Origin of the sequence: Parabacteroides sp. TM07-1AC (genome assembly GCF_003480915.1) — a bacterium.
Taxonomy (GTDB): Bacteria; Bacteroidota; Bacteroidia; order Bacteroidales; family Tannerellaceae; genus Parabacteroides; species Parabacteroides chongii.
Window position 1 is genome coordinate 253,906 of sequence record NZ_QUKD01000005.1, and the last position, 24,554, is coordinate 278,459.

The following is a 24,554-nucleotide window of genomic DNA, read 5'->3' on the forward strand; positions in this document are numbered from 1 at the left end:
ACCAGTTTATTTATACGTCAACCATGCCGTAGCTTTTGTATCTGCATCAGTAGAAAAACGGATCCAGCGGGCCTGAAATTCTTTAGGGAATTCATACGTCCACTTTTCTCCTGCTTTCACCTTCTGCACAAGATACTCCATCCAATCTCCGTTTCCTGTAGGATCTACCTCAATTGTAAAAGAAATATCACTTGCCGACTGATGTGATAATGTCAATTCTTTTTTATCATAAAAACCTATCAGATAAGGGTCAGACGGAGTATTCGCCTTTACTTCCGTATCTTTCCACGGACCTCCTTTACCAACCGGTTTACCCAATTGCCACAGATCATCAATAACTCCTACCCATACAGCAGCTTTACCATCATTGGAAACAATAATATGTTCATTTTCTTTTCCCTCTTCCGGTTTTACACCTGTGAGAACAAGCATTCCACGATAAGAGGCATAATCATTAATACGATAATTATGAGTTGAGACCGGGCGAATTTTAGCATAACCATCTGCATTTTCTGCAGGAAGTTCATAAAATGTTCCCATACAAGAGAATAAATCACGTTCTGTTGCGACTTCACGACAAATACGAAGTTTTCCCTGATCGGTCAATGATGTATATTCTTCATTTCCTAAAGGTAAGCGCCACCTTCGTCCTAAATCATCCACAACCAACACCGAACTACTTTCTATGGAAACAACTTGTTGCGGAATAGCAAATTTAGACCGAATAAAATCAGCTGTTGCAGTATCATCTTTGCGAACCAGTTCCAACTTATCACCCATTTCATAATAACCAGTTTCTGTAACCTCTCCATCTACAACAGTACTGGCCAATAGTCCTAAAGCCCGACGATTGTCTCCAAGTCCATATAATAAGCCTCCTGTTAAGTCTGTTTCTGCTACAAAAGCTAAACCTTTATACATGGCCGAAGGCTGTGATGAACGCACATCCGATGTCGTATAAGAGAAACTTGCCGTTGCCAATGTGTTTTTATCTGCTTTCACACGGATCCATTCTCCTTTATCACCTGCAGAAAACATTACACAAGCGGCTTTACCCGGTTCCACTGTGACAGACTTCAGTTGCTTCCAATCGTTAGTACCGGTTTCATCCACTTCATAGGTAAACGTTACAGGTTGAACCCCTTCATTCTTAACCCAACCTATACGGTCAGCCCAACCGGCAAACAAAAATGGTTCGGAGGCTTCATTCGCTTTTACACTTTCTTTCGCCCAAACTGCACCTTCAGCTGTAGCCGGTCCCAATTCATCCGGTTTAGTGAAAGAGGTAAACCACAGATTGGAATTGGACTGTCCTGGTCCTTCTATATCTCCTTTCGCCTTTCGTTTATTCAGGAACTCTTTTTGAGCAGAATCATCACAACCAAAAACCAGCTGATCATTCCAACGGGTAAAATCACCTATCACTTTCAGATAAGCAGAACGAGGTCGGATACCGACATTGTTTTTTGCCGTGAACTGTCCGGGGAAACGCCAAAACATCCCATGCATCGTCATCAGATAATCCGGGGCAGCCCCTGTCCCTACATTCCGGATACGCGGCCATTCCGTATTCCAACCATGTGCACCGTCATAGCTATGGCTCGCTTTCGGAAGACGATAAAACGACCAACCATCCTTCGCATCACGAACTCCTAATATCACTGACTTATGATCCCATCCGGTTGCCCATAACGGATCCGTTTCCGGATTGGTATTACCATAAATTCCTCCAGGTCCCGTCACTTCCACAAACTGATTCCGACGAACCACTTTCCAGTCTTTTCCATCCCATTCTGCCAAAACACCGGCTTCCACATCGAACTTCTTCAATGCTTCCTGAGTCCCTTCACCATTGTTGGTAAATAACATAACTCCCTGACCGGAATAAAGTCCTTTCCCATGTACGCCGGGCAATAAGGCGTTAATTGGACCTGCATCCGTATCACTCTTTTTCTGTTTCTTGTTATTTCCGTCCTGATACAGTTCTTTTACCTCCAACGTATTGACGTCTACTTCATAAAAACCTTCTTCCATCGTCCCGTAATAGATTTTACCTGCCGGGTCCGTTAGATGACGAGCATTCCCGGTATGACGTCCCGGCATCGTCTGGTAAGGTATCACGCGGACTTTTCCGGTTTTATCAATGGCATACGGACCGATAAATAATTGATCGCTTTCTTTATGTATCATACGATTCGCCGGGGTTCCTCCTATACTCTCGTCACGTACGATCTGCCGAAAATCCGGTGTTACTTCATACAATTTGTCAGATGACCCGTTCGGCAAATGCGGTCCATAGGTTATGACCCACAGCCGGTCTACCCAGGGAACAACCGCCCCGGTTCCACACTCTCCTTCATTGTTATAATATGCCAAATGGGGATAAATACCGGAAACGGAATCCGGGATTCTCTTAGTTTCTTTCTGCACTGAACAACTCATCACCGATAGTACAGCCATCAGACCTATCGTACTGTTTAATTTCATCTTCATCTTCTTTTTTGATTATTTCTGAAAATAATGTTTATACAGAGGCTCTCCGGTCAGGTTTTCATTTAAAAATCAGAGAAGAGCCTCTGGTATTTAATAGTGCTAACCTAATCTTATCAATATCCCGGATTCTGTTTCAGGTTTTCATTGATCAGAACCTCTTTCGTCGGGATCGGCCAGAGATACTGGCGGTCGTTCCACATACGCTGAGACATCGAGGCTATCAATCCGGCTTTCTCCATAGCAGAAAAATCAGGGATTCCATCTTCGTCAACCTGTGGAATGCCGGGCCAGAACCACAAACCTTTATTCACCACTTTCTCCTGTAACAGATTAACAGGATACAACATACCATAATTCGGTCGTGTCAAGGCCTTGCCTGCAATCTTCCATCTGACCAGGTCCATATAACGCAATCCTTCTTTTGCAAACTCTACACGCCGTTCCGTGCGCAGGATCGTCCGTAGTTGCTGCTGGTTAGTCGTAGTTACTGCCGGATAGGCACTTACATTGGTATAGTCGACACCATACGCTCTTGCACGTACTTGGTTGATCGCATCCAGAACCGACTGATCGATCTGATTCAATTCGATCTTTGCCTCCGCATACATTAACAGAACGTCCGCATAACGGATTATGATCTTATCCGGGGCCACATCCTTCCCGTTTTCCAGCCATGTTTCATCAATCCCTTTTTTCCATAATAATCCGTTAAAAGATGCGAACTGGGCATTCACACGGGCATCATTGTTCTTTTGCATTTTGCCAGTATTATAGTTCATTACTTCTACGGCATCCGGATGAGGGTTATATTCAAACCCCAGATGCGGAGTTCCAAATTCAACAATAGTAGCCGTACAACGGGGATCACGGTTCTTGAACGGATCATGCGGATCGAATAAAGGAGATTCATCAATAGGTAACCCATCCGTACACTCATAGGCAGCAAGCAAATCCCATGAAGGAGCAAAAGCTCCCCAACCTCCGGTATTTCTTGATACTTCATTCATCACCGTCCAGTTGCCTAATGTTACTTTATATTCGATAGAACGGGGTAGTAAGAATATGGATTCCTCTGCATTCTTTGTAGAGGACAGGAAAAGGCCCGCATAATCCGGATACAATTTGTAAATATTTAAATCCATACATTTCTTAGCGGCCTCTGCTACGATTTCCCAATCTCCCATATACAAAGCAAAGCGAGCTTTCAATGCTAATGCAGCTCCTTTTGTAGCGCGTTGGGAAGAGACTCCTGAATATTTTTCAGGTAACCCCTCGATTGCCTTATCATAATCGGCATAGATCTTTGGTATAATTTCAGATTTCGGAGTACGTCCGAGTTTAAATGCTTCCTCTATGTCGACCACTTCCGTCACATAAACAACATCTCCGAAATAAGTGACCAGCCTCGCATAACAAGAAGCCCGCTGGAACAAGGCTTCGGATTCATATTGTTTCAATTTCACCTCCGATATTCCCATGCTTGCTGCCTTATCCATATTAGCCAAGATCGTATTTGCACGGGCTATGGATTTATATTGGTTAGCCCATAATGTAGTAACATCACCACTTTGACCGTTAAAAGTTCCTTTTATGATTTCCGAAGGAGTTTCCCGGTAGATAAAATTATCAGTTTTATCTTCATTGTCCAACGGCCAAAAAGAATCTCTATAAAAATCTTTGACAGACATTTCTATTTCCGTTTCACTGGAGTACCAGTTCTCGCTAGATGCCTGTGACAGTGGATTCAAATCCAATTCATAACATGAATTCAATCCTAAACAGCATCCCAATAATATAACTAATGTACGTTTCATCTTTTCGCTCTTTTAAAATTTAACAGATAAACCAAACAACAAAGATGTTGTGATCGGATAAGAAGAACTTCCCATTTCCGGGTCCCAACCGCTCGGATATTTACTGATGCAAAACAGATCATTGGCGGCAATATAAACACGAACCTGCTTAATTGTCACTTTTTCAGTCCATGCAGTTGGTAATGTATACCCGAACGTAAGATTCTTCAAACGAAAATAACGGCCTTTAAACATCCAGTAGTCCGACATTGCATAATTGTTACTTGCATTAGCATACGTCAAACGGGGATAAAAAGCAGCTGCATTCTGGGTTTCCGTATTCTTTTCACTCCAATAATTGCCATCTATAATGGCAGGAGTATTTCCCCAGTTAGCCTGCAACGGCTGTACCATTGCAGAAGACAAACGTGCATTGCGTCGTCCAACCCCTTGAAATGCCAATGAAAAATCAAAACCCTTATAACCTAAGTTCAATGAACCACCATATTGGAATCTCGGAAGAGAACCGCCCAACAATACACGGTCATATTCCGGTGAAATCTTACCATCCGGAACACCGTCCGGTCCGGAAATATCTTTATATTTCACATCGCCAAGTTGTACGTTATTATTTAATTTAGGACCATTCAGATCTTCTTCTGTCAATATCAGGCCGTCACTCAAATAACCATACCATTCATTAAATTCACTGTCTTCCATCTTCACTTGGTCTCCTAAAAATTCCGTACCTCCTAAGTCTCCCATTTTAGAAACAAAATCAGAGAAATTGGCAGAAATGCCATACGTCAAATCGCCGATCTGATCATTCCAAGCAAGTTCAATGTCATATCCATTGGTATACATTTTACCCGTATTCCGCTGAGGATTGTCAAATCCGACATAATCCGGAATCTCCAAAGCCAACAACATGTCCTTGGTCTGCTTCTTATAATAATCGGCAGTAAAACGCAAACGATTATTAAAGAACGTAGCGTCCAAACCGACATCGACAGAGCTTGTCGTCTCCCAAGATATATTTTCAACCGCGTATGCCCACTGTGCAGCAGATAATTCGGGTACTATCGTTCCATTCTGATAAAACAAGACATCACTAAAATTAATAAATGCCTGATATGGATAATACAACGCATTACCATCATTATCCGTAATTCTCTCATTACCCAAAGTACCATAAGAAGCTCTTAATTTCAGGAAAGACAGCCAGTCTATATCCGCATTTTTCATAAAAGCTTCTTCGCTCATTACCCAACCGGCAGAAAAAGAAGGAAAAACACCCCAACGATAGTCTGAATGAAAACGGGAAGATCCGTCATAACGCACATTCGCCTGCAACAGATATCGATTATCATAATTATAAACAACACGACCGAACCAGGATTGATAAGCTAACTGTACGGCACTTCCACTATTATCCCTAAGATCCAAAGGGCCGATATCCAAATAAGGGAAATTGTTAAGTTCATACTGATCACGTGAAGCCCCTAAGTTTTCACCAAAATAACGATACGTTTCATAACCAGCCATCACATTTAAATCGTGTTTGCCGAATGTTTTCATATAATTTGCAATTCCCTGGATCGTTACATCATAACTATCATTTCTTTTTTCAGACAACTTGGTCGTATTATAACCTTCCATGTAGCCGCCGATTGTATTCGGATCATCTTCCAAAGAATAAGAGACAGTTTTGCGAAAATCCTTATTCTTAGTAAATGTATAGTTAGGAGCGATCACTCCGGAAATTTTTAATCCTTCAAGAGGTGTGATATTTATGGCTGCACGTCCACCCACTTTGTTATACCATTCGTCTTTAGAACCTCCCGAGTTTACCATAGCATAAGGATTACAACCATTTTTACCGCTGGCATACTCTCCGTTTGCCCAAACAGCCGGGTAAATCATCGGGGCCAAACGCATATCTGAAAATGGAGAATAATAGGGCTGATGATTTTTTGTCCGCTTGAAATTGAAGTCTAAAGTTGCCCCTAAATACTTATTCACCGTAAAATCATTATTTGCACGGATCATAAACCGTTCATAGTAACGGTCTGCATACAATCCATCTACTTTATCATATACAAATGAGGCATTCGACTTAACGGCTTTTGAACCTCCTGCCAAACTAATCGTATGTGTCTGTCGAGGAGCTGATCCGTCTAAAATCATACCAACCCAATCCGTCATCGGATATTTGTCAGGATCTGTCTGATTATATTTCTCCCAATTATTGACATCATCTTCAGAATAGGCCTGATTCCATCCTCCTGATTTATTATCATTGTAGCGCAGTTCGTTAGTCGTTTCCAAGAAACGCTTAACACCTACATATTTGGGTTGCTTTGTCGGAATTTCCAAACCATACTCAAAATTATAATCAATTGAAAGACTTTTTTCTTGAGCTCGCTTCGTTGTAATCAAAATAACACCAGCAGCAGCGCGAGAGCCATAAATAGAAGCTGATGCAGCATCCTTCAACACAGACATACTTTCGACATCATTCGGGTTCACATCGTTAATACTTCCCGGGACACCATCTATAATAACCAATGGGCTGGTGTCGCCAATCGTTGTGACACCACGTACTTTAATACTTCCTGCAGCCGCACCCGGAGCACTATTATCACGTGTCACCGTTACTCCGGCAACAGCACCTTGTAATGCAGTCGACAATTGGGTTGTCTTACGAGAAGCCAAGGCATCCCCTTTAACAGCTGCTACTGCTCCTGTCAGATCCTTCTTTTTCATGGTTCCATAACCTACTACTACAACCTCATCCAGTATTTCGGTATCTTCCCGTAATGTTACAGTCAAATTTGTTTTACCGGAAACAGGCAGTTCCGCAGTCGCATAACCAATAAAGGAGAATATCAATGTTGAATTCGGAGCAACCGATAAAGTGAAATGCCCGTCGATATCAGTTATACTACCGTTAGTAGTTCCCTTTTCTACCACATTGGCTCCAATAACAGGGTCACCATTCTGATCCAAAACTTTACCTGTTACCTTTTTAGACACCTGCTGGTTATTATCAGTAAGCGCCTCCCTTTTAATAAGAGTTATATTCTTACCCACCATTTTATAGGTCACACCTGTACCCTCAAATATCTTGTTTAACACTTCAGAGACGGATTCGTTATTAGCAGTCAGAGAAACTTTTCTGCTTACGTTTACGTCATTCTTGTCATACACAAACAAATAATCGGTCTGTTTTTCTATTTCACTAATCACTTTCTGAATAGAAAAATCGTTAGCTTGTATTGAGACTTTTGTATTCTGTGAGTTGGCTTCTACTGCAAAAAGTGTATAAATGCAAGTAAACAAAGCTACAATAGTGATCTTCATAATACGAAATGTATGTTTAATTTCACGTATAGATTGTCTGTACAAAATATAATTCATAATTTTGTAGTTAATAAGTTGTTAGTACTTCGATAAATATCCCAGTTCGGGGTTCTAACCCATAACCGGTAAGCGTTGGCGCGCTTGCCGGTTTTTCATATACTTTTTACGTTTGTGTCATAGGCGATCAGATTTTAAAGGTTACACAATAAAGTCAATTAATAGTAATCAGATTCTTCTCCTCATCTTTCTTATAAGTGAAATGATTTGTCAATTGCAGAACTCTCAGGATATGATCCAAACCATCCCTCGTCCGGAACTTACCCGTACAATGCCGTTTGTTCTCCAGTACGGATTTATTTTTTACATCGATGTTTACATCAAAATATAATTTCAGTTTATCCAGTACTTCGGTAAGCGGCTCATCAAAATAGAGAATACCTTCGCGCCAGAGGTAATAATCCTTACTTTCTATGGGAACAACCGATAGCCCGTTATTCCCAAGCACGGCACGATTGTTGGGAGCAAGAGACAGGACACGGGCTGTTATACGATCCGATATTTCGACTTTTCCTGTTAACAGGGCTGTCTCAAATTCCTTCGATTGCTTATAGGCATTTACATTAAAGGAGGTACCCAATGCCTTAATATCATATATAGATGTCGAAACAATAAATGGTTTTTCCTTATTGGCCTTTACTTCAAAAAAACCTTCACCTTCCAGGGTTACCTGCCGTTTTCCCTCAACGAAGCGAGTAGGAAAATTCAGTGTACTTCCGGCATTCAGCCAGACTTTAGAGCCATCGGCCAGTATCAACTGTGCATTCTGTCCGGCCGGCACATGTACGGTCTGCATGGCAATATCTTCTTCCGTGCCCGGATTGAACCAGTAATTCAACGTAAATCCCAAAACAAAAACAGCAGCAATCTTCACCGCCTCCCGCATAATACTCCGCCACCTGAACTTTCCTTTCAGCGACAGTGTGACAGTTTCCGGTTCTTCGTGCCAGAAACCAATTTCATACAAACGGCACAGCTGCTGATAATGTTTCATATTTGCCGCATCAGCATCCAGCCATTCCGTGATCAGGCGGGACTGTCCTTCCGTTGTACGACCTTCAAAATATAATTGTAATAGTTTATCGTCCATATTCTTTTGCTTTACATATATAAGACGACAGCTGGAGAAAGTTCACTAGTACCGGACGAAAAAAAAATTTCATTCGAATGAAACTATTTTTTCGTCCGAATGAAACCCAATTCAATTAAGCAGGAAATAAATCAAAGGCAGATAATCTTTTAAAGAAATGCGTAACGCTTTCAATGCTTTTGCTATATGATAATCGACTCCTTTTACCGTGATACCCAGTGCTTCGGCAATTTCCTTGCCGGATTTCTGCTCGAAACGACTCATCATAAAAACCTTGCGGGTCTGCGAAGGCAGTTCTTCTAAAGTCCTGGTTAAGATCTGTTGGATCTCTTCTGAGAAAATATCATTCGGGTTACAGGCTTCAAGCGTCGAAATACGGATAGATAATTCCCGTTGTTGCCATGCCGCCATGGCTTCAAAGGCTTCTTCTATACTGATCTGCTTTTTCAAATAGTCAAGTGATTTATGTTTGAGTATGGTCAATAACAGAGCAAGAGGCTTCTCAACAGGCTCCTTTTTCATCGTTTCCCACAGCTTGATAAGAGATTCCGTTGCTATATCTTCAGCCACCTGGTCATTACGAACATACAACCGGGCAAAGCGGTATGTCTTATCATAATGCTTCACATATATATTGTTAAATCGTTCGATCTCTGACATTGTTATAATAGTATAGACAATACAAACTTACATAAATATCCCAAACTGCAATACAAACGTAATCAAATATAATAGACAGATAGCATGAATTATCCTCCAGCAAGATTAAATTACCTCGCAGACTGTATAGGTTTACTGGAATATATTGTACATTTGTATTGATTCCCTATTCATATCACAGCTGTGATACAAAAGAAACTCAACTGTGATACAAACGGAATCCAACTGTGATATGAAAGAAACACAGCTGTGATATGCAATAAAACTGTTAAATAACCTTTTATCAGAAATTATTATGGGAGCTAAATACGCTTTATATGAGAATCCTAATCCCAGAAAAGATGGGAAGAAACAGCCTCTACATGCTCGAATCGTGCCTAAAGGGACAATCCGTACACCGGAAATTGCAGAAGAGATAGCCGATAGCTGTGGTTATTCCACGGCTACGACCAAAGGAATGCTGGATGCTCTAGCAAAAGTGATTTCCAAGAACCTACGCAGAGGATATACTGTGGAACTGGATGATCTCGGCTCATTCTCTATCTCGCTGAAATGCCGTCCGGTAATGGACAAGAAGGAATTACGTTCCTGGTCAGTACATTTCAATAATGTCCATTTTAAAGGAAGCAAAAAGTTGAAAGAACAGTTGAAACCCCTAGACCTGGAACGTGATTCTCAAGCCGGAGCTACTCGTTATTCTCCGGAACAACGTAAAGGCCGGATGCTGAACTCTATGGAAGGGAAAGAATACTTTACGGCTGCACAATATATGCGTTTGAACGGATGTAACCGTTCCACTACCATACGCGATCTGAACGAGTTGATCGAAGATGAGAAAATAAAAAAACTCGGTCATGGAAAAACTGTATTATATGTATCTGTAAAGGGAAAGGAGAAGGTATGACACAACTCTCAGGAATAGAGAATGCTACATTCTCAAAAATCTATCTGATCTATTTTCCTAAGCTTGTACGTTTTGCACGGGAATATGTAATATCTATTGAAGATGCGGAAAACATCGTACAGGATATTTTCATGTATCTTTGGGAACACCGGGATATGCTGGATTCCCTGACCAATCCGAATGCCTTTCTGTTTACTCTGACAAAAAACAGATGTATTGATTTCTATCGTCACAAAACATTCATAGACAGCAAGAATGAATCGCTGGATAACCTTCCGGAAAGAGAACTAAAATTAAAAATGGAGGCATTGATGCAATTCGATGAAAACATTTTTACGGAGAAGGAAATAGAAGACTTACTGGCTAAAGCAATCGAACACCTGCCGGAGAAATGCCGGCAGGTGTTCATTCTGAGCAGAATGAATGGTTTAAAATATGAAGAGATAGCCACACAAATGGATATTTCCGTCCATACTGTGCAAAACCACATTGTAACCGCTATACGTAAACTGAAAGTTGAGCTAAAGGACTATCTCCCTCTCTTTGTTTTCATCATCTAAAATCTTTTTCAAAAAAAATTTACTTTTTTCTGTTTCCGACTAGTAGATGGCCGGAACTTATCCGTCATATAAACAGAACAAGCACTAATAACATGAATGAACAACTAGATAAATATTTCCTCGGAGAACTTTCAAACATAGAAAAGAGAGCACTCTTCGATCAGATAGAATCTGATCCGGCTAATAAAGCAGAATTTATCCGGATGCAGAACACAGTTACGATATCCAAACTCGGAGAGCAAAGTGGAGATAATGAATGGGCCACACAAAAAATGGAAGAACTGGGAAGCCGGATCAACCACAAAAAGACCCGTAACCTTTATCTCAATCTGGCTAAATATGCGGCTGTGGCAGCTATTCTTCTCGTCAATATCTGGTTACTCACCGATAAATTCATACCCAAAGAAAAAACCGTACTCTATACAAAAATAGAAGTTCCCAAAGGTCAACGTATCTATATGACACTTCTGGACGGGACGAAAGCATGGTTAAGTCCCCGGTCGGTTATTAAAATCCCGAATGAGTTTAGCAATAAAGAACGTTCGGTTGAACTGGATGGAGAAGGTTTCTTTTCAGTAACAAAAGATACGGAACGTCCTTTTATCGTTAAAACTAAACAATATGATATAAAAGTACTCGGTACCAAATTCAATATATTCGCTTATTCAGAAAGCAACCGGTTTGAAACAAATCTGGTAGAAGGTAGTGTACAGGTTATCAACAATAACAGACCACAGGAAAATGTTATTCTGAAACCAAATGAAATGGTCTCCCTTTTTAATGGTAACCTAATAAAATCCACCGCTTCATTCAACAATGAAGAGTATTTGGAAAGTGGAATATTCTATTTTAGTAATAAGAAATTTTCTGAAATACTGGATTATCTGACCTTATGGTATAAGGTAAAATTTGATATCAAAAATACAGCCCAGATTGATCAGTATGTATCTGGAAAATTCCGCCAAAGTGATGATATTGAAAGGATATTGAAAGCACTTCAGGGCGTTCACCATTTCCGGTACAAAATAGTCAACAATGAAGAAATCGAAATATTTTAATAAAACAAATATTCACCTAAAATTATAATGCCTATGAAATAGAACCAGATCATTCCACAGGACATGGTATAAAAAAAGGGGCAAGTGTTACCAGCACCTACCCCCTAAGTCAATACCTTCCTTTTTTCATGTATTCCACAAACATTTAAAAACAGTATTAACTTTTAAAGCTATGAGCAAAGTTATGAAAAAAAACTTATTGCTATTGTTCAATCGTGTCAATTATATTGAATTAAAGCATACAATTCGTATTATGAAAATAACGACAGTTCTCACATTAATTGCAATTTTCCAGCTAAGTGCCACTTCTTTGCATTCCCAAAATGCCAAAGTGAGCATCAGCAAGAATAATCTGCCACTCAGGGAATTTATCCATGAGATAGAGAAACAGACCGATTATCTTTTTATGTATAGCGAAAAAGAGATCGATCTGCAAGAACAGGTACAAGTCAAAGCAAAAAACAAACCTGTTTCAGAAGTACTGGAAGAGGTATTTGCCGACAGCCAAATCAAATATAACTTCAATGAAGGATATATTTCCCTACGAAAAGCAGAAAAAGGATCAATCAATCAGGAAAAACGAAAAATATCCGGTATTGTTAAAGAAACAACCGGTACTCCTATTATCGGAGCTAATGTCGTAGTGAAAGGGACTACTATTGGTAGTGTCACAGATATAGACGGTCGTTTCACACTGGATGTTCCGGCAAACGCAACCCTTACTATTTCTTATATAGGCTATCTGGCACAGGAAATCGCGGTCGGAAACAAATCGGATTTCTCTATCCTGCTAAAAGAAGATAGCGAAACATTGGATGAAATTATCATTATCGGTTATGGTACCACTTCTGCTAAAAAAATGGTTTCTGCCGTCACATCCGTAAAAGGAGAAACATTACAGGACTTACCTTTTCCGAACGTCGCATCCACCCTGCAGGGACGGGCTTCCGGCGTAATCATCCAGAACCAAGGCGGAGAACCGGGTAGTGAACCTAAAATATCCATTCGTGGCGGTGGTGACCCGTTATATGTTATCGATGGTATCATTACCACAGACTGGGAGTTCAAAACATTGAACTCTGAAGACATTGAAAGCATCTCCATCTTAAAAGATGCTGCCTCACTGGCTGTTTACGGTTCACGCGCAGCAGACGGTATTGTTTTGGTTAAAACAAAAGAAGGTCGAAAAGGCAAACGGTCAATAGTCTACTCTTTCAATGCACAGTACAGCCAGCCAACTGTTTTACCAAAGAAACTGGATGCTTACACATATGCAGATGTTCAGAACCAGGCAGCAATAGCAGACGGATACGGAGAATACCATCAATTCAGCAAGGAAGAAATGGATGCCATCCGAAACCAGTCCGATCCTTACCTGTATCCGAATACAGACTGGTATTCGTTAGGATTGAAAAACTTCGCTCCGGAATACAGACATTCTCTATCTATGACTGGCAATCAGAAAGATGTCAACTATTATCTTTCATTAGGTCTTTTCGACCAAGGTAGTTTGTACACTTCCGATGCTTTGAATTATTCAAGATACAATCTCCGAAGCAATGTGAATACGACTTTTGAAGAAATTGGTCTGAAAGTATCTTTCAACATCAATGCTGCCATGGAAAAGAAAAAATACCCTTCATTTTCTGCTGATAAAATCTGGGATCATCTGAATGCCAAATCACCTTTAGATCTTGCCTTCAATGAAGACGGCACTTTAAGTACAGTATCTGATAACCCGTTGATGGAAATGGATGAACGCTCCGGATATGATAAGAACGACGGAATGTACTTAAACACACAATTTGCAGCCGACTGGGCATTGCCTTGGGTGGAAGGTTTGTCACTTGGTTCTATGCTTTATTACCGCGTCAATTCCAGTCATATAAAAAAGCTTTCAGCCCGTGCTCCCCAATATGGTAAAGATGGTACATTGTTGGAAGTAACAAAACCATCACTAAGAGAAGAATCCTATACCGGTGAATCTTACCAATTTGAATTAAATGCAGCTTTCCAGCGTACATTTGCCAGTGTGCATTCAATTGATGCCAAGGCGGTATTTACCCTGGCTGAAAATACCGGACATAATTTCTGGGCTTCCCGCAGAGACTATCTGTCGACTACCGTCGATCAGTTGTTTGCCGGCTCCAGCACGACCATGCAAAATGCAGGAAATTCGGAAGAAGGCGGTCGAATGGGATTGGTTGGTCGCTTGAAATATGACTTCGCGAACCGTTATTATATAGAAGGTAGCTTCCGCTACGATGGTTCGGATAATTTTGCTCCGGGACATCGTTGGGGATTCTTCCCATCTGTCGCTTTGGGATGGGATATTACGGAAGAACCTTTCTTCAAAAAACTCAATCCGAAGAACGTCGATCTCATAAAGCTACGTGGTTCTTACGGACAGATGGGGACAGAGTCCGGAGTAAACCGATTCGGTTATCTGTCCACTTACAATATGGTTGAAAATGCAATCTGTATCGGTGGAGATTTATTATCCGGATTTAATGAAGGAGGACTGACATCCCCCGAATTATTAAGCTGGTACACACGTAATTCTCTAAACTACGGTATTGATGCGGCCTTTTTCAACTATCGGTTAAAAGGTTCCGTCGACTATTTCTTTTATATAACCAAGGGGGGATTGGTTAGTCCGGAAGACCGTTACACGACTCCGCTGGGGACCAAATTGCCACAGATCAAGTCGAACAATGAACATCGTCGCGAAGGCTTTGAGTTATCCATGAGATGGAATGATAATATAGGTTCGGATTTCCATTATGAGATCGGAACAAACATGACCTATTACAACAATTTGTATGTGGTAAAGCAAGAAGAAGCGTTATCTACGCTGATGAACCCGTATAAACGCAGTACACACCAAACGGATTATTACAAAGTCATACTTATCGACAACGGTTTGTATCAGTCCCCGGAACAAATATTGGGTGTACCGCGCAGGTTAGCATCTTCCGAAACAAAGTTAGGAGATATCGTTTATCAGGATCTCAACGGTGACGGAAAGATAGATGCTGAAGACCAGATACGTTACGGTATGCCTACCGCTCCTCATTTTACCTATGGCGTGGATTTTGCATTTTCTTACAAAGGATTTTCTCTATCCGGCCTGCTCTACGGAACAGGTAAACGCAACATGGAATTCGGTGTCAATACCAAAAAAGACGAATCCGTCCATGTAAAAAACGAATATCAACTGGATTATTGGAGAGAAGATAACAGGGATGCACTTTTCCCTAGAAAATCGTTATCAGCAAGCGTTAACGGAGGTAACAATCAAGTAGAATCGAGCTTCTGGGTGAAAAATGCTTCATTCCTTCGTTTGAAAAACTTGTCACTATCTTATGATTTCAAATACAAGCTGTTGAAGAATGCAGACTGGCTCAGCATGTGCCGGGTAAACCTGACGGGAAGCAACCTATTTACCATTTCCGGAGTTTCAGACTATTTCGATCCGGAAACGACTTCCACAAACGGAGGTTATCCGGTACAGCGTGTTTACTCTATCGGTGTAACAGTCGGATTTTAATAAAGGTATAACAATTGAATTTTAATAATATGAAAAATATGAATATTAAAACAATATCAGTGGCCTTACTAATAGGGTGTACGGCTTGTAGTGACATTCTAGACAAAGGCCCGTTAGACAAATTCTCGGAAAACGATGTATGGGAAAGTGCGGAATTGGCACAAGCCTTCTTGTATCCCTCACTCAATTATGCCACCGGACAGTTGGTGTGGAATGATAAATGGACGGACAATGATGTCATCCAGGATGACGGAGACGCTTCGAACGTAAATAAAGAACAGATCGACCGATATTTTGATGCCGGCTGGAACCCTGGGGCAGATAAAGATAAAGCCGGGGATATTTATACCAACATCCGCAAATGTAATCTCATGCTCCAAAAAATGGAAGAAAACACGACCTTCCTGGAACAAGATAAAAATTACCTGATTGCACAGGCTAAGATGCAGCGTGCCATGATCTACTTCAGCCGTGCTCGTTTGTTCGGAAAACTGATGATTGTAGATCGTGTACTCGATCCGGAAGAAAAGATGGAACTGCCCAGAACGGAAACAATCAAGGACACGTATGATTTCATACTGAAAGATTTGCAGGATGCAGCTGCCGAACTGCCCTCCTCCATTAAAGGCTCCGAGACAGGTATGCTTACTCAAGGTGCAGCCTATGCATTAATGGCGGAAGTAGCACTTCACGGTGCAGCCTATATCGAATCCGGCCAAGATGAGTACTACAACATTGCAAAGAAAGCCAGTGAAGACCTTTTTGCCCTCGGAGAATATAGTTTGGATACCGATTACGAAAAAATGTTCAACGAGTTCGATTATGCACTCAATTCAAAAGAGATTATTCTAGCCCAGTTCAGGCATGAAAATAACACAACGTTCGCAGATACCTGGATGCAGAATCTTGTTCCGAATGTGAACAATGATAAACTGAAAGAGTTTGCCAATCCTAAACTGAATGATAGCTTTGAAGGATGGATCGGTACATTTCCTTCCGTTGACCTGGTAAACGATTACGAAGTCAGAGACACGGACGGAACAGCCAAAGACTGGGATCAAAGTAGTTTTTACAAAAGCTGGCAACAAAATGGCGGATATGTTTCGGACGCTATTTATAAGAACCGGGACAATCGCTTCTATGCAACTGTCGTACAAGACTCAAGCCATTTTTTCAACAGCCTCGTAACGATGCGCGCAAAAGGTAACATGCATTGGGATAGTAAGGCCGGAGGTGATTGGGGAATGGCTCTAAACGGATATGTTTATCGCAAAGGCATATACACGGCAAAACCGTTATTGAATTCGGACCCGACTTACTATCATTACGTAGTTCTGCGATTGGGACGCTCTTATCTGAACTATGCTGAGGCAATGTTACGCTTGGGCAACATCTCTACGGCAATTGAATATATTAACAAAACCCGCACAGTACATGGTGGGATGCCCGAACTACCTTTGAACTTGTCTTCAGAACTTGCCTGGAAAGCCTATAAACGCGAACGCCGTATCGAGTTAGTGCATGAAGGTGACAGATATTGGAGTCTATTGCGATGGGGAAAAGCCGACAAAAAAGATAAAGTGGAAGAATTGACAAAAGCTCATCACGCTATCAGTATTTCCGAAGACGGAAAAAGCTTTGAAATTATTCCTTTACCCTATCAGAGCTCTTCCAACGAACGTATCTTTACAAAGAAAAGATATTTGTTCCCGGTTCCTGAAGGAGAAAGAGTAAATAACCCGTCTCTCGATCAAAACGAAGGATGGTAACAAATCATAAATATCTTATAAAACAACAAGAAAAATGAAAGCACTGTATAATTATTTAGTTCTACTTTTATTGATCGTCATAAACACATCTTGTCTGAAGGCCGGTTTGGATGACTTGGAAACGTACAATCAGAATGATATTACAAATATTCGTTTTGAATACAGATGGTGGGATGAGAGTGGTAAAAGACTCCGGGTGATAGAAATGGGTACGGAGAAGACAATCGACAATAATGCAAAAGAAATAGTCTGTTCGATTAAAGTACCTGATGCCACACAAACTTTTACAACCGAAATCAGAAATCAGGTTTCATTAAGCACCTTGGCAATCAATGTAGATGCATCCTCTTCTGCCCGTATCAGCCCGGTTGGTGGTGCTCCGGCAATGGGAACATTCCCCTCCGACTTTTCAACAAAAGAATTTGTATATAAAGTTACAGCCGGAAACGGGGATGATGCAAACTGGACAATCAAGATTACGAATTTCGTAAAATAAGGAAATTTCGTAAAACATACTCTTTTAACTTTTTTCTGAAAGTTGGGTTAAGAAGGATTTTTTATCCTTTTTAACCCAGCCTCTTAACTAAATTCAATATTATCGGGAATGAATAAAATACGCTTATTATCCGTTTTTTCTCTTATCGCGGGAACAATCTCCGCCCAGCATACGATAGACCTAAGTAAAGTCTCCCTTCCTTCCGTCAAATACCTGACACTAGGTAATCCAGGTCCGGCCGGAAAAGAAATCCGTATAAATAACCTGTACATGGATGAAGGAGGAATTCCAAAACTACCTGTCATGGGGGAATTTCACTACAGCCGGATGCAGCCGGACTATTGGCGAGACGCTCTATTGAAAATGAAAGCTTCCGGCATTAATATCGTTGCGACCTACTGTCTTTGGTCATTACATGAAGAGACGGAAGGCGAATTATCCTGGGAAGGTCATCTCAATCTCCGGCGTTTTGTTGAATTATGTAAAGAGTTAGGGTTGAAAGTACATCTCCGCGTCGGCCCCTATTGCAATGCAGAAATCAAGAACGGAGGACTTCCTGACTGGATTGTCGAAAACAAACACCTCAAAGTTCGCTCGAATGACCCTCTATACCTTGAATATACGCGTCGATGGTATCAAGGTTTATATGAACAGATCAATGGCTTGCTATGGAAAGATGGCGGTCCGATCATGGCTCTTCAACTAGAAAATGAATATGTAACAAGAGGAATGATCGTCTCTCATTTAATGAACTTGAAGAAAATGGCTGTCGAAATTGGTTTCGATGTACCTCTTTATACCATGACTCACTGGATGGACAGTGAATATCCTAAAGGAGAAATCGTGCCTTACGCCGGCTTCTATATTGAAGCACCGTGGACTACCACCGGAAAAGAAGAAATGCCAACTTCTAACTTTGAGTTCTTTACTTACAATCGTTTATCCGATAACATCGGCACAGATATCATCAAAATCGAAGGAGACGTAGAATCATTGAGTGGAGAGAACAACGATTCTCCTTTCTTTACCTGTGAAGTCGGTGTCGGGTCAACCACATTTTATCACCGCCGCGCAGTTGTCCCTGAAGAACTGGCGGGAGAAATGATTAATTTACGCCTGGGATGTGGGGCTAATCTAATGGGATATTACATGTATGTAGGTGGCTCCAACCCCGTAGGAGAAAAGAGAACCTTCCAATCTTCCGGACCACGGATCAGTTACGATTATCAAGCACCGATCCGTGAATTTGGAACATTAGGTACTGTTATGCAGGAAACTAAAAAATATAATTATTTCATGAATGATTTTGGAACGACATTGGCACCATCCATCGCTTATCTTCCCAAAGAAAATCAAAATCGTGATAATTTACAATGGGCTGTTCGTAACAATGGGGCTACAGGATACTTATTTTGTTCGAACTATTTATACAGAAACGGTAAGAAAGATTATAAAAATGTTCAGTTTTCCATAAAGCTGAAAGATGAAACCATCCGTATGCCGCGTAAAAAAGTGACAATAAAAGATGGAACTTATTTCCTTTGGCCGTTCAATCAAGAATTGAGCAATGTCTTATTGAAATATGCAACCGCACAACCTATTTGCTCTTTAAAAGAAGATAACAACGATACCTATTTCTTTTTTGAAGACGATTATATTCAAAGTGAATATCTAATAGCAGACAAAGAAATACTGGATGTTAAAGTAAAAAACGGCAGTTGTAAAAAAGAGAAAAACGGATATTTTATCAATCAGTTAACTCCTGGTAAAGAATGCGTAATCGAAATCACTAAAAAGGACGGTTCGACGGTACGTTTCGTGACATTGACGGAAGAGGAATCTGACCATATATGGAAAGGAACTCTAAAAGGAAAAGAATTTGTTGCTATCACTCATTCGGCATTGATCTACGACAAGGACAAGATCACGCTTATCGATGATCGGCCTGCAACAGAAATATGGATGTACCGGAATGGTTCCTTCAAACAACAAAAGTATCAGGCAGCCCCACGCAATCTGCAAGCCACTTTCCGTTCAATCACACCTATGGAAAAAAGTCAGTGGATCCGACCGACAGAAGGAGATAAAGTAAAACGCTCATTTGTTCTGAATACATTCTCTACGATAGAACAGGCCTATTTACGCTACGTCTCTCCAACTTCTGTCCGTTGTATTCTAAACGGTAAAGAGGCTAAAACGACTACGATGGACCATTATTCGTATGCTGACGTAACTTCTTTACTTCAAAAAGAAGACAATACGATAGAGTTCTCTTTACCGACAAATAAAAGTGTCATGGCCGAGATTGAAATTCTCTTGAAGAACGGCGAACGTATTATATGGAATACAGATGCAACCTGGCTATCGGCAAAAGACAATCAACCGGTAATTATCGCAAAAGAAGAAAAAAAGGTTGTCACTTACGATCCGAAAGAACACATTGCCCTCTACGAAATAAAAGCTCCGAGGGTATCTTCCGGAGAAGAAGAAACACGCATGTATATCTCCTACAAAGGGGATATAGCCAACGCATACCAGAACGGTCGGTTAATAGGAGATTCATTCTATGACGGTACAGACTGGATTCTTAGCTTAAGTCGGTTAAAAGAAGCCATTGATGTCAACCCGATGGAAATCCGCATCAACGGATTAAAATCGGCTGACGCTCCTATTTATTTTGAAAAAAATGTTGATCCTGCCGATTGTGTAAATCCTACTATTTCCGGTATTCAGGTAAAACAGGAATATCGTTTCAAAATAGAAATGGATTCTATTTAAACTCATGTAAACAGGGCAAAAGAAAAGTACGCAAACGTTTGCGTACTTTTTTTGTGAAAATTAAGTGTAAAACAATATATTCCATTATTTTTGAGCACTGCTAAACCATTGACAAAACAATATAAAATATAAACTCCTATGGAAAACTCAAGAAGAAACTTTTTTAAGAAAGGACTTGCCGGAGCATTGACATTAGGTACTGTCTCCCTTGCCAGTCCCACAACGGCTTTATCAACAAAGGCAAGCGCCTCCCGTGCAAAACGCATTGTTTTAATCTCTCTCGACGGCATTTGCGTAGACGGATATCTGAAAGCAAAAACACCCAATCTGGATGCACTGATGGCCGAGGGTTCGCTTTCACTAGAGACACGTGTGGTCATGCCTTCGGTCACATTACCCAACTGGACCAGCCATCTAACCGGGAGCGGTCCGGAACAGCACGGTGTAGTGGACAACAGCTGGGAAATAACCAAATTCACATTACCCGCTATAGAAAAAGACAATGCAGGATATTATCCTTCGGTATTCAAAATATTGAAAGATGCTATTCCTACGATGAAAACGGCATTTTACTATAACTGGATCAATCTGTTCTATCCATATAACAAACAATATTTCGACGAAGTAAGTTATCTTGAACAGGATGCTTACATACCGAATTATGAAAAAGCATTGTCCTTCCTGATGGCAAATCGGACAAATCCGACTTTAGTCTTTCTCTACTCTGTGCATACCGATCATGCCGGACATAAATATAAATGGATGTCTCCGGAATATATCCGATCGATTGAAGAAGCAGACATCGAGATCGGCAAGTTCATCAATAAAATGAAACAGGAAGGAATGTATAAAGATACTCATTTCATGTTTCTCACAGACCATGGCGGTATTAATTACGGACATGGCGGAGTCAGCACAGACGAAATGATCGTGCCGTGGGGAATCACTGGTCCCGGAATAAAAAAAGGATTCAAGATCACAGAAGCCAATAATACGGTAAATACTGCAGCAACTATCCTGCATCTGTTCAAGGTCGATCAACCTTTATCCTGGACTGGAGAGGTAATAAAATCGATATTCAAATAATCCAATAATATTACAATGACAACATTCAAAAGTTTTCTACTTCTTTTGTGCATAAGCTTCTCTCTGCAGGCACATGCACAGGAAAAAGTAACCAAGCGCGAAGTCCTGTCCCTCGATAAAGGCTGGAGCTTCCACAAAGGGGATATCCCTTATCCGGTCATCAAAGGCCATAATGCAACTTACCGGAACGCCAAAGCCGGATATGTAAGCGGAGTCGCCTCTCCAAACTATGACGACTCTTCCTGGCGTATAGTCAATCTACCTCATGACTGGGCCATCGAAGGGAATGTGAATCCGGATGCCAACCTCTCCCAGGGATACTACGACCGCGGTTTTGGCTGGTATCGCCGCAAATTCAAACTCGATCCCGAAGACAAGGGGAAACATCTTGAGATACAATTCGACGGTATTTCAACCCATGCAACCATTTGGGTAAACGGAACTGTACTGCATCGCAACTGGTGCGGATACACCTCCATGTATATCGACATCACTCCGTATGCGACTTACGGAGATGAGATCAATACGATCGCCGTACGCGTGGATGCAGAAGCACAGGAAGGCTGGTGGTATGAAGGAGCGGGAATCTACCGTCATACATGGCTGGTCAAACGTTCGCCGCTGCATATCATTACCGACGGTGTATTTGCTCATCCGGTAAAGAAGAACGACAGCCAATGGGAAATACCTGTGGAAGTTACTTTATATAACTCGGGCAAGTTACCGGCTGACGGAGAAGTCGAAGTCACCCTGTTCGCTCCCGATGGCAAACAAATGACAACACAGTCAAAAGCAGTCTCTGTCACTGCATTAAGAGAAGGCATTACCCATCTCCCGCTGACCGTATCAGACCCGAAACTTTGGTCACCCGACAGTCCTAGCCTCTATAAAGTAAAGACTACAGTGAAACAAAACGGCATTGTAACCGATGAGGTCGAAACCAAATGCGGCTTCCGTACCATCCGTTTCGATAACAATACAGGTTTTTGGCTGAATGGAGAGAACATCAAGATAAAAGGTGTTTGTAACCACCAGGATCACGCCGGAGTCGGTGTTGCCGTTCCCGATGCCTTTTGGGAATTCCGCCTCCGCAAATTGAAAGAGATGGGAGTCAATGCCTATCGTGTAGCTCATAATCCGGTTGCCAAAGAGTTTATGGCTGCTTGCGACAGCATGGGTATCATGGTTTTAGATGAAAACAGATTGTTCAACACTTCACCCGAATATGTGCGTCAACTGGAGTGGCAAGTACGCCGCGACCGTAATTGTCCAAGTGTCATCCTTTGGTCTGTTTTCAATGAAGAACCGATGCAGGGCACGGAAAACGGGGTTGAAATGGTTCGACGTATGTATGATGTCGTTAAAAAGATGGATCCGACTCGCCCTATTACGGCAGCCATGAACGGAGGATTCTTCTCCAAATACAATGTATCACAAGCTGTAGATGTCGGAGGATTCAATTACCAGATCGAAAGTTACGACCGCTTCCATGAAGAGAATCCGGAACTTCCTCTGACCAGTTCGGAAGATGGTTCGGCCTTTATGACCCGAGGAGAATATAAGACAGACTACGAAACGCACGTGATGGATTCCTATGACACTGAATGTGCCGGCTGGGGTGCTACGCATCGCAGAGCCTGGAAAGCTGTGAACGAACGTCCCTGGATGGCCGGTTGCTTCTACTGGACCGGATTCGATTATCATGGCGAGCCGACTCCGCATCGCTGGCCAACAGTCAGTTCCTTCTTCGGCATCATGGACTTATGTGGTTTCCCCAAAATGGCTTATTATCTGCATCAGGCACAATGGGTAAAGGATAAGCCAATCCTGGAACTGGTCCCACACTGGAACTGGCCTGCCGATTCCATCGGAAAACCGATCAAAGTAATGGCTTTAAGCAATGCAGACAAAGTGAAACTGTTGCTGAACGGCAAAGAAATATCCGAACAACAGGTAGATCCCTATGAAATGAATACCTGGTTCGTTCCTTACAAGCCGGGCAAACTGGAAGCGATCGGCTACAAAAACGGCAAGATCGTTTCGCGAACGAAGGTGGAAACGACTAAAGAACCTGTCCAGGTCCGCCTGACTCCGGATCGTAACAACCTGGCAGGCGACGGAAGAGATGCTATGCCTATAACCGTAGAGGTCGTCGATTCCAAAGGCCGCCACGTCCCGACAGCCAACCATATGATCGAATTCACCGTAACCGGTCCGGCAGAAATCATCGGTTTGGGAAATGGTGACCCCAATTGTCACGAACCGGAAAAAGGGAATAAACGCAGCCTGTTTAATGGCCTTGCACAAGTGATCATCCAAAGTAAAGAAGGCGCAGGAACAATTACACTGACAGCCTCCACTCCCGGATTAAAACCGGCTGCGATTACAATCAATGCCGACCAGGTCGCTCCTATTCCATCCATTGCTCCTGAATTTCCGCCTATGTTGCTGAATAAATGGGTTGCTTCTCCCCTTTCGACCGAGAAGCCTGATGCAACCCGCCAGATAGCAGACAACGACATGAACAGCTGGCAACCGGTAGCAGGTAATGAACTGATCAAACTGGAAAATGCCAACTTCGTTATATTACGTTCCACGTTCAATCCCTATGAAGCACATAAGACAGAAGGTGGAAGTATCCTCTTCAAACAGTTGACGGGGAAAGCAGAAATTTGGTTGAACGGAAAACAGATAGGCTCCAAGGCATCAGATAAGGAAGAAGACTTTACAGTCGAGTTCCCTGCAGTAAACGAAAGATGTGACCTGCGAGTATTACTGAACGGAACAACAGACAGTGCCGTAGGCCTGAAAGGTAATGTAACAGTCCGGACCAAACGGGCTGTAAAATAACCACCTTTAGTCAGCCTCCCTGCCCAACGTTAGGCAGGATAGCTCAC

Annotated in this window: 14 protein-coding genes; 9 read left to right on the plus strand and 5 right to left on the minus strand. The window is 41.7% G+C overall.

Annotated elements, in window-relative coordinates:
* Positions 1–6 precede the first annotated feature (6 nt).
* From DXD68_RS12820 to DXD68_RS12840, 5 genes are all read right to left on the minus strand, one after another.
* The gene (locus DXD68_RS12820; protein WP_122362075.1) at positions 7–2,487 is read right to left on the minus strand and encodes a hypothetical protein; all 2,481 of its coding nucleotides are present in this window, start codon (positions 2,485–2,487) and stop codon (positions 7–9) included.
* 119 nt (positions 2,488–2,606) lie between these two features.
* Positions 2,607–4,307 (minus strand): RagB/SusD family nutrient uptake outer membrane protein, encoded by a 1,701-nt coding sequence (locus DXD68_RS12825; RefSeq protein WP_122361949.1) that lies wholly within the window; start codon positions 4,305–4,307, stop codon positions 2,607–2,609.
* 12 nt (positions 4,308–4,319) lie between these two features.
* On the minus strand, positions 4,320–7,649 hold the full coding sequence (locus DXD68_RS12830; protein ID WP_122362076.1) for a TonB-dependent receptor: 3,330 nt from the start codon (positions 7,647–7,649) through the stop codon (positions 4,320–4,322).
* A gap of 211 nt (positions 7,650–7,860) precedes the next feature.
* Positions 7,861–8,796 carry a FecR family protein gene (locus tag DXD68_RS12835; protein WP_122361951.1) on the minus strand — a complete coding sequence of 312 codons (936 nt, stop codon included), beginning with the start codon at positions 8,794–8,796 and terminating at the stop codon, positions 7,861–7,863.
* Positions 8,797–8,907: 111 nt separating this feature from the next.
* Positions 8,908–9,456, minus strand: coding sequence for an RNA polymerase sigma-70 factor (locus DXD68_RS12840; RefSeq protein ID WP_122361953.1), 549 nt, complete (start codon positions 9,454–9,456; stop codon positions 8,908–8,910).
* Positions 9,457–9,751: 295 nt separating this feature from the next.
* Between DXD68_RS12840 and DXD68_RS12845 the strand changes: the two genes are divergently transcribed.
* From DXD68_RS12845 to galA, 9 genes are all read left to right on the plus strand, one after another.
* Positions 9,752–10,360, plus strand: coding sequence for an HU family DNA-binding protein (locus DXD68_RS12845; protein ID WP_122361955.1), 609 nt, complete (start codon positions 9,752–9,754; stop codon positions 10,358–10,360).
* Positions 10,357–10,920, plus strand: a complete 564-nt coding sequence (locus tag DXD68_RS12850; RefSeq protein ID WP_122361957.1) for an RNA polymerase sigma-70 factor — start codon at positions 10,357–10,359, stop codon at positions 10,918–10,920. Before DXD68_RS12845 ends, DXD68_RS12850 begins: the two co-directional genes overlap by 4 nt.
* Before the next feature lie 92 nt (positions 10,921–11,012).
* Complete coding sequence (locus DXD68_RS12855) at positions 11,013–11,978, plus strand: FecR family protein (RefSeq protein ID WP_122361958.1); 966 nt, start codon at positions 11,013–11,015, stop codon at positions 11,976–11,978.
* A 172-nt stretch (positions 11,979–12,150) separates the two neighbouring features.
* Entirely contained in the window at positions 12,151–15,528 is a 3,378-nt protein-coding gene (locus DXD68_RS12860; protein ID WP_122361960.1) for a SusC/RagA family TonB-linked outer membrane protein, read from the plus strand.
* A gap of 29 nt (positions 15,529–15,557) precedes the next feature.
* Entirely contained in the window at positions 15,558–17,297 is a 1,740-nt protein-coding gene (locus DXD68_RS12865) for a RagB/SusD family nutrient uptake outer membrane protein (protein WP_122361961.1), read from the plus strand.
* A gap of 34 nt (positions 17,298–17,331) precedes the next feature.
* A complete protein-coding gene (locus DXD68_RS12870) occupies positions 17,332–17,793 on the plus strand; it encodes a DUF5018-related domain-containing protein (RefSeq protein WP_122361963.1) in 462 nt (153 codons plus the stop codon).
* A 108-nt stretch (positions 17,794–17,901) separates the two neighbouring features.
* Positions 17,902–20,571, plus strand: coding sequence for a beta-galactosidase (locus DXD68_RS12875; protein ID WP_122361965.1), 2,670 nt, complete (start codon positions 17,902–17,904; stop codon positions 20,569–20,571).
* Positions 20,572–20,709: 138 nt separating this feature from the next.
* On the plus strand, positions 20,710–21,657 hold the full coding sequence (locus tag DXD68_RS12880) for an alkaline phosphatase family protein (protein ID WP_122361967.1): 948 nt from the start codon (positions 20,710–20,712) through the stop codon (positions 21,655–21,657).
* 15 nt (positions 21,658–21,672) lie between these two features.
* Complete coding sequence (galA, locus tag DXD68_RS12885) at positions 21,673–24,507, plus strand: beta-galactosidase GalA (RefSeq protein ID WP_122361969.1); 2,835 nt, start codon at positions 21,673–21,675, stop codon at positions 24,505–24,507.
* Positions 24,508–24,554 lie beyond the last annotated feature (47 nt).

What these genes read in the sequence shown, in the direction of transcription:
- DXD68_RS12830 (WP_122362076.1), bottom strand. Translation starts at nt 7,649, where the DNA reads ATGAAGATCACTATTGTAGCTTTGTTTACTTGCATTTATACACTTTTT.
- galA (WP_122361969.1), top strand. Translation starts at nt 21,673, where the DNA reads ATGACAACATTCAAAAGTTTTCTACTTCTTTTGTGCATAAGCTTCTCT.
- DXD68_RS12840 (WP_122361953.1), bottom strand. Translation starts at nt 9,456, where the DNA reads ATGTCAGAGATCGAACGATTTAACAATATATATGTGAAGCATTATGAT.
- DXD68_RS12825 (WP_122361949.1), bottom strand. Translation starts at nt 4,307, where the DNA reads ATGAAACGTACATTAGTTATATTATTGGGATGCTGTTTAGGATTGAAT.
- DXD68_RS12845 (WP_122361955.1), top strand. Translation starts at nt 9,752, where the DNA reads ATGGGAGCTAAATACGCTTTATATGAGAATCCTAATCCCAGAAAAGAT.
- DXD68_RS12875 (WP_122361965.1), top strand. Translation starts at nt 17,902, where the DNA reads ATGAATAAAATACGCTTATTATCCGTTTTTTCTCTTATCGCGGGAACA.
- DXD68_RS12855 (WP_122361958.1), top strand. Translation starts at nt 11,013, where the DNA reads ATGAATGAACAACTAGATAAATATTTCCTCGGAGAACTTTCAAACATA.
- DXD68_RS12865 (WP_122361961.1), top strand. Translation starts at nt 15,558, where the DNA reads ATGAAAAATATGAATATTAAAACAATATCAGTGGCCTTACTAATAGGG.
- DXD68_RS12880 (WP_122361967.1), top strand. Translation starts at nt 20,710, where the DNA reads ATGGAAAACTCAAGAAGAAACTTTTTTAAGAAAGGACTTGCCGGAGCA.
- DXD68_RS12850 (WP_122361957.1), top strand. Translation starts at nt 10,357, where the DNA reads ATGACACAACTCTCAGGAATAGAGAATGCTACATTCTCAAAAATCTAT.
- DXD68_RS12835 (WP_122361951.1), bottom strand. Translation starts at nt 8,796, where the DNA reads ATGGACGATAAACTATTACAATTATATTTTGAAGGTCGTACAACGGAA.
- DXD68_RS12860 (WP_122361960.1), top strand. Translation starts at nt 12,151, where the DNA reads ATGAGCAAAGTTATGAAAAAAAACTTATTGCTATTGTTCAATCGTGTC.
- DXD68_RS12820 (WP_122362075.1), bottom strand. Translation starts at nt 2,487, where the DNA reads ATGAAATTAAACAGTACGATAGGTCTGATGGCTGTACTATCGGTGATG.
- DXD68_RS12870 (WP_122361963.1), top strand. Translation starts at nt 17,332, where the DNA reads ATGAAAGCACTGTATAATTATTTAGTTCTACTTTTATTGATCGTCATA.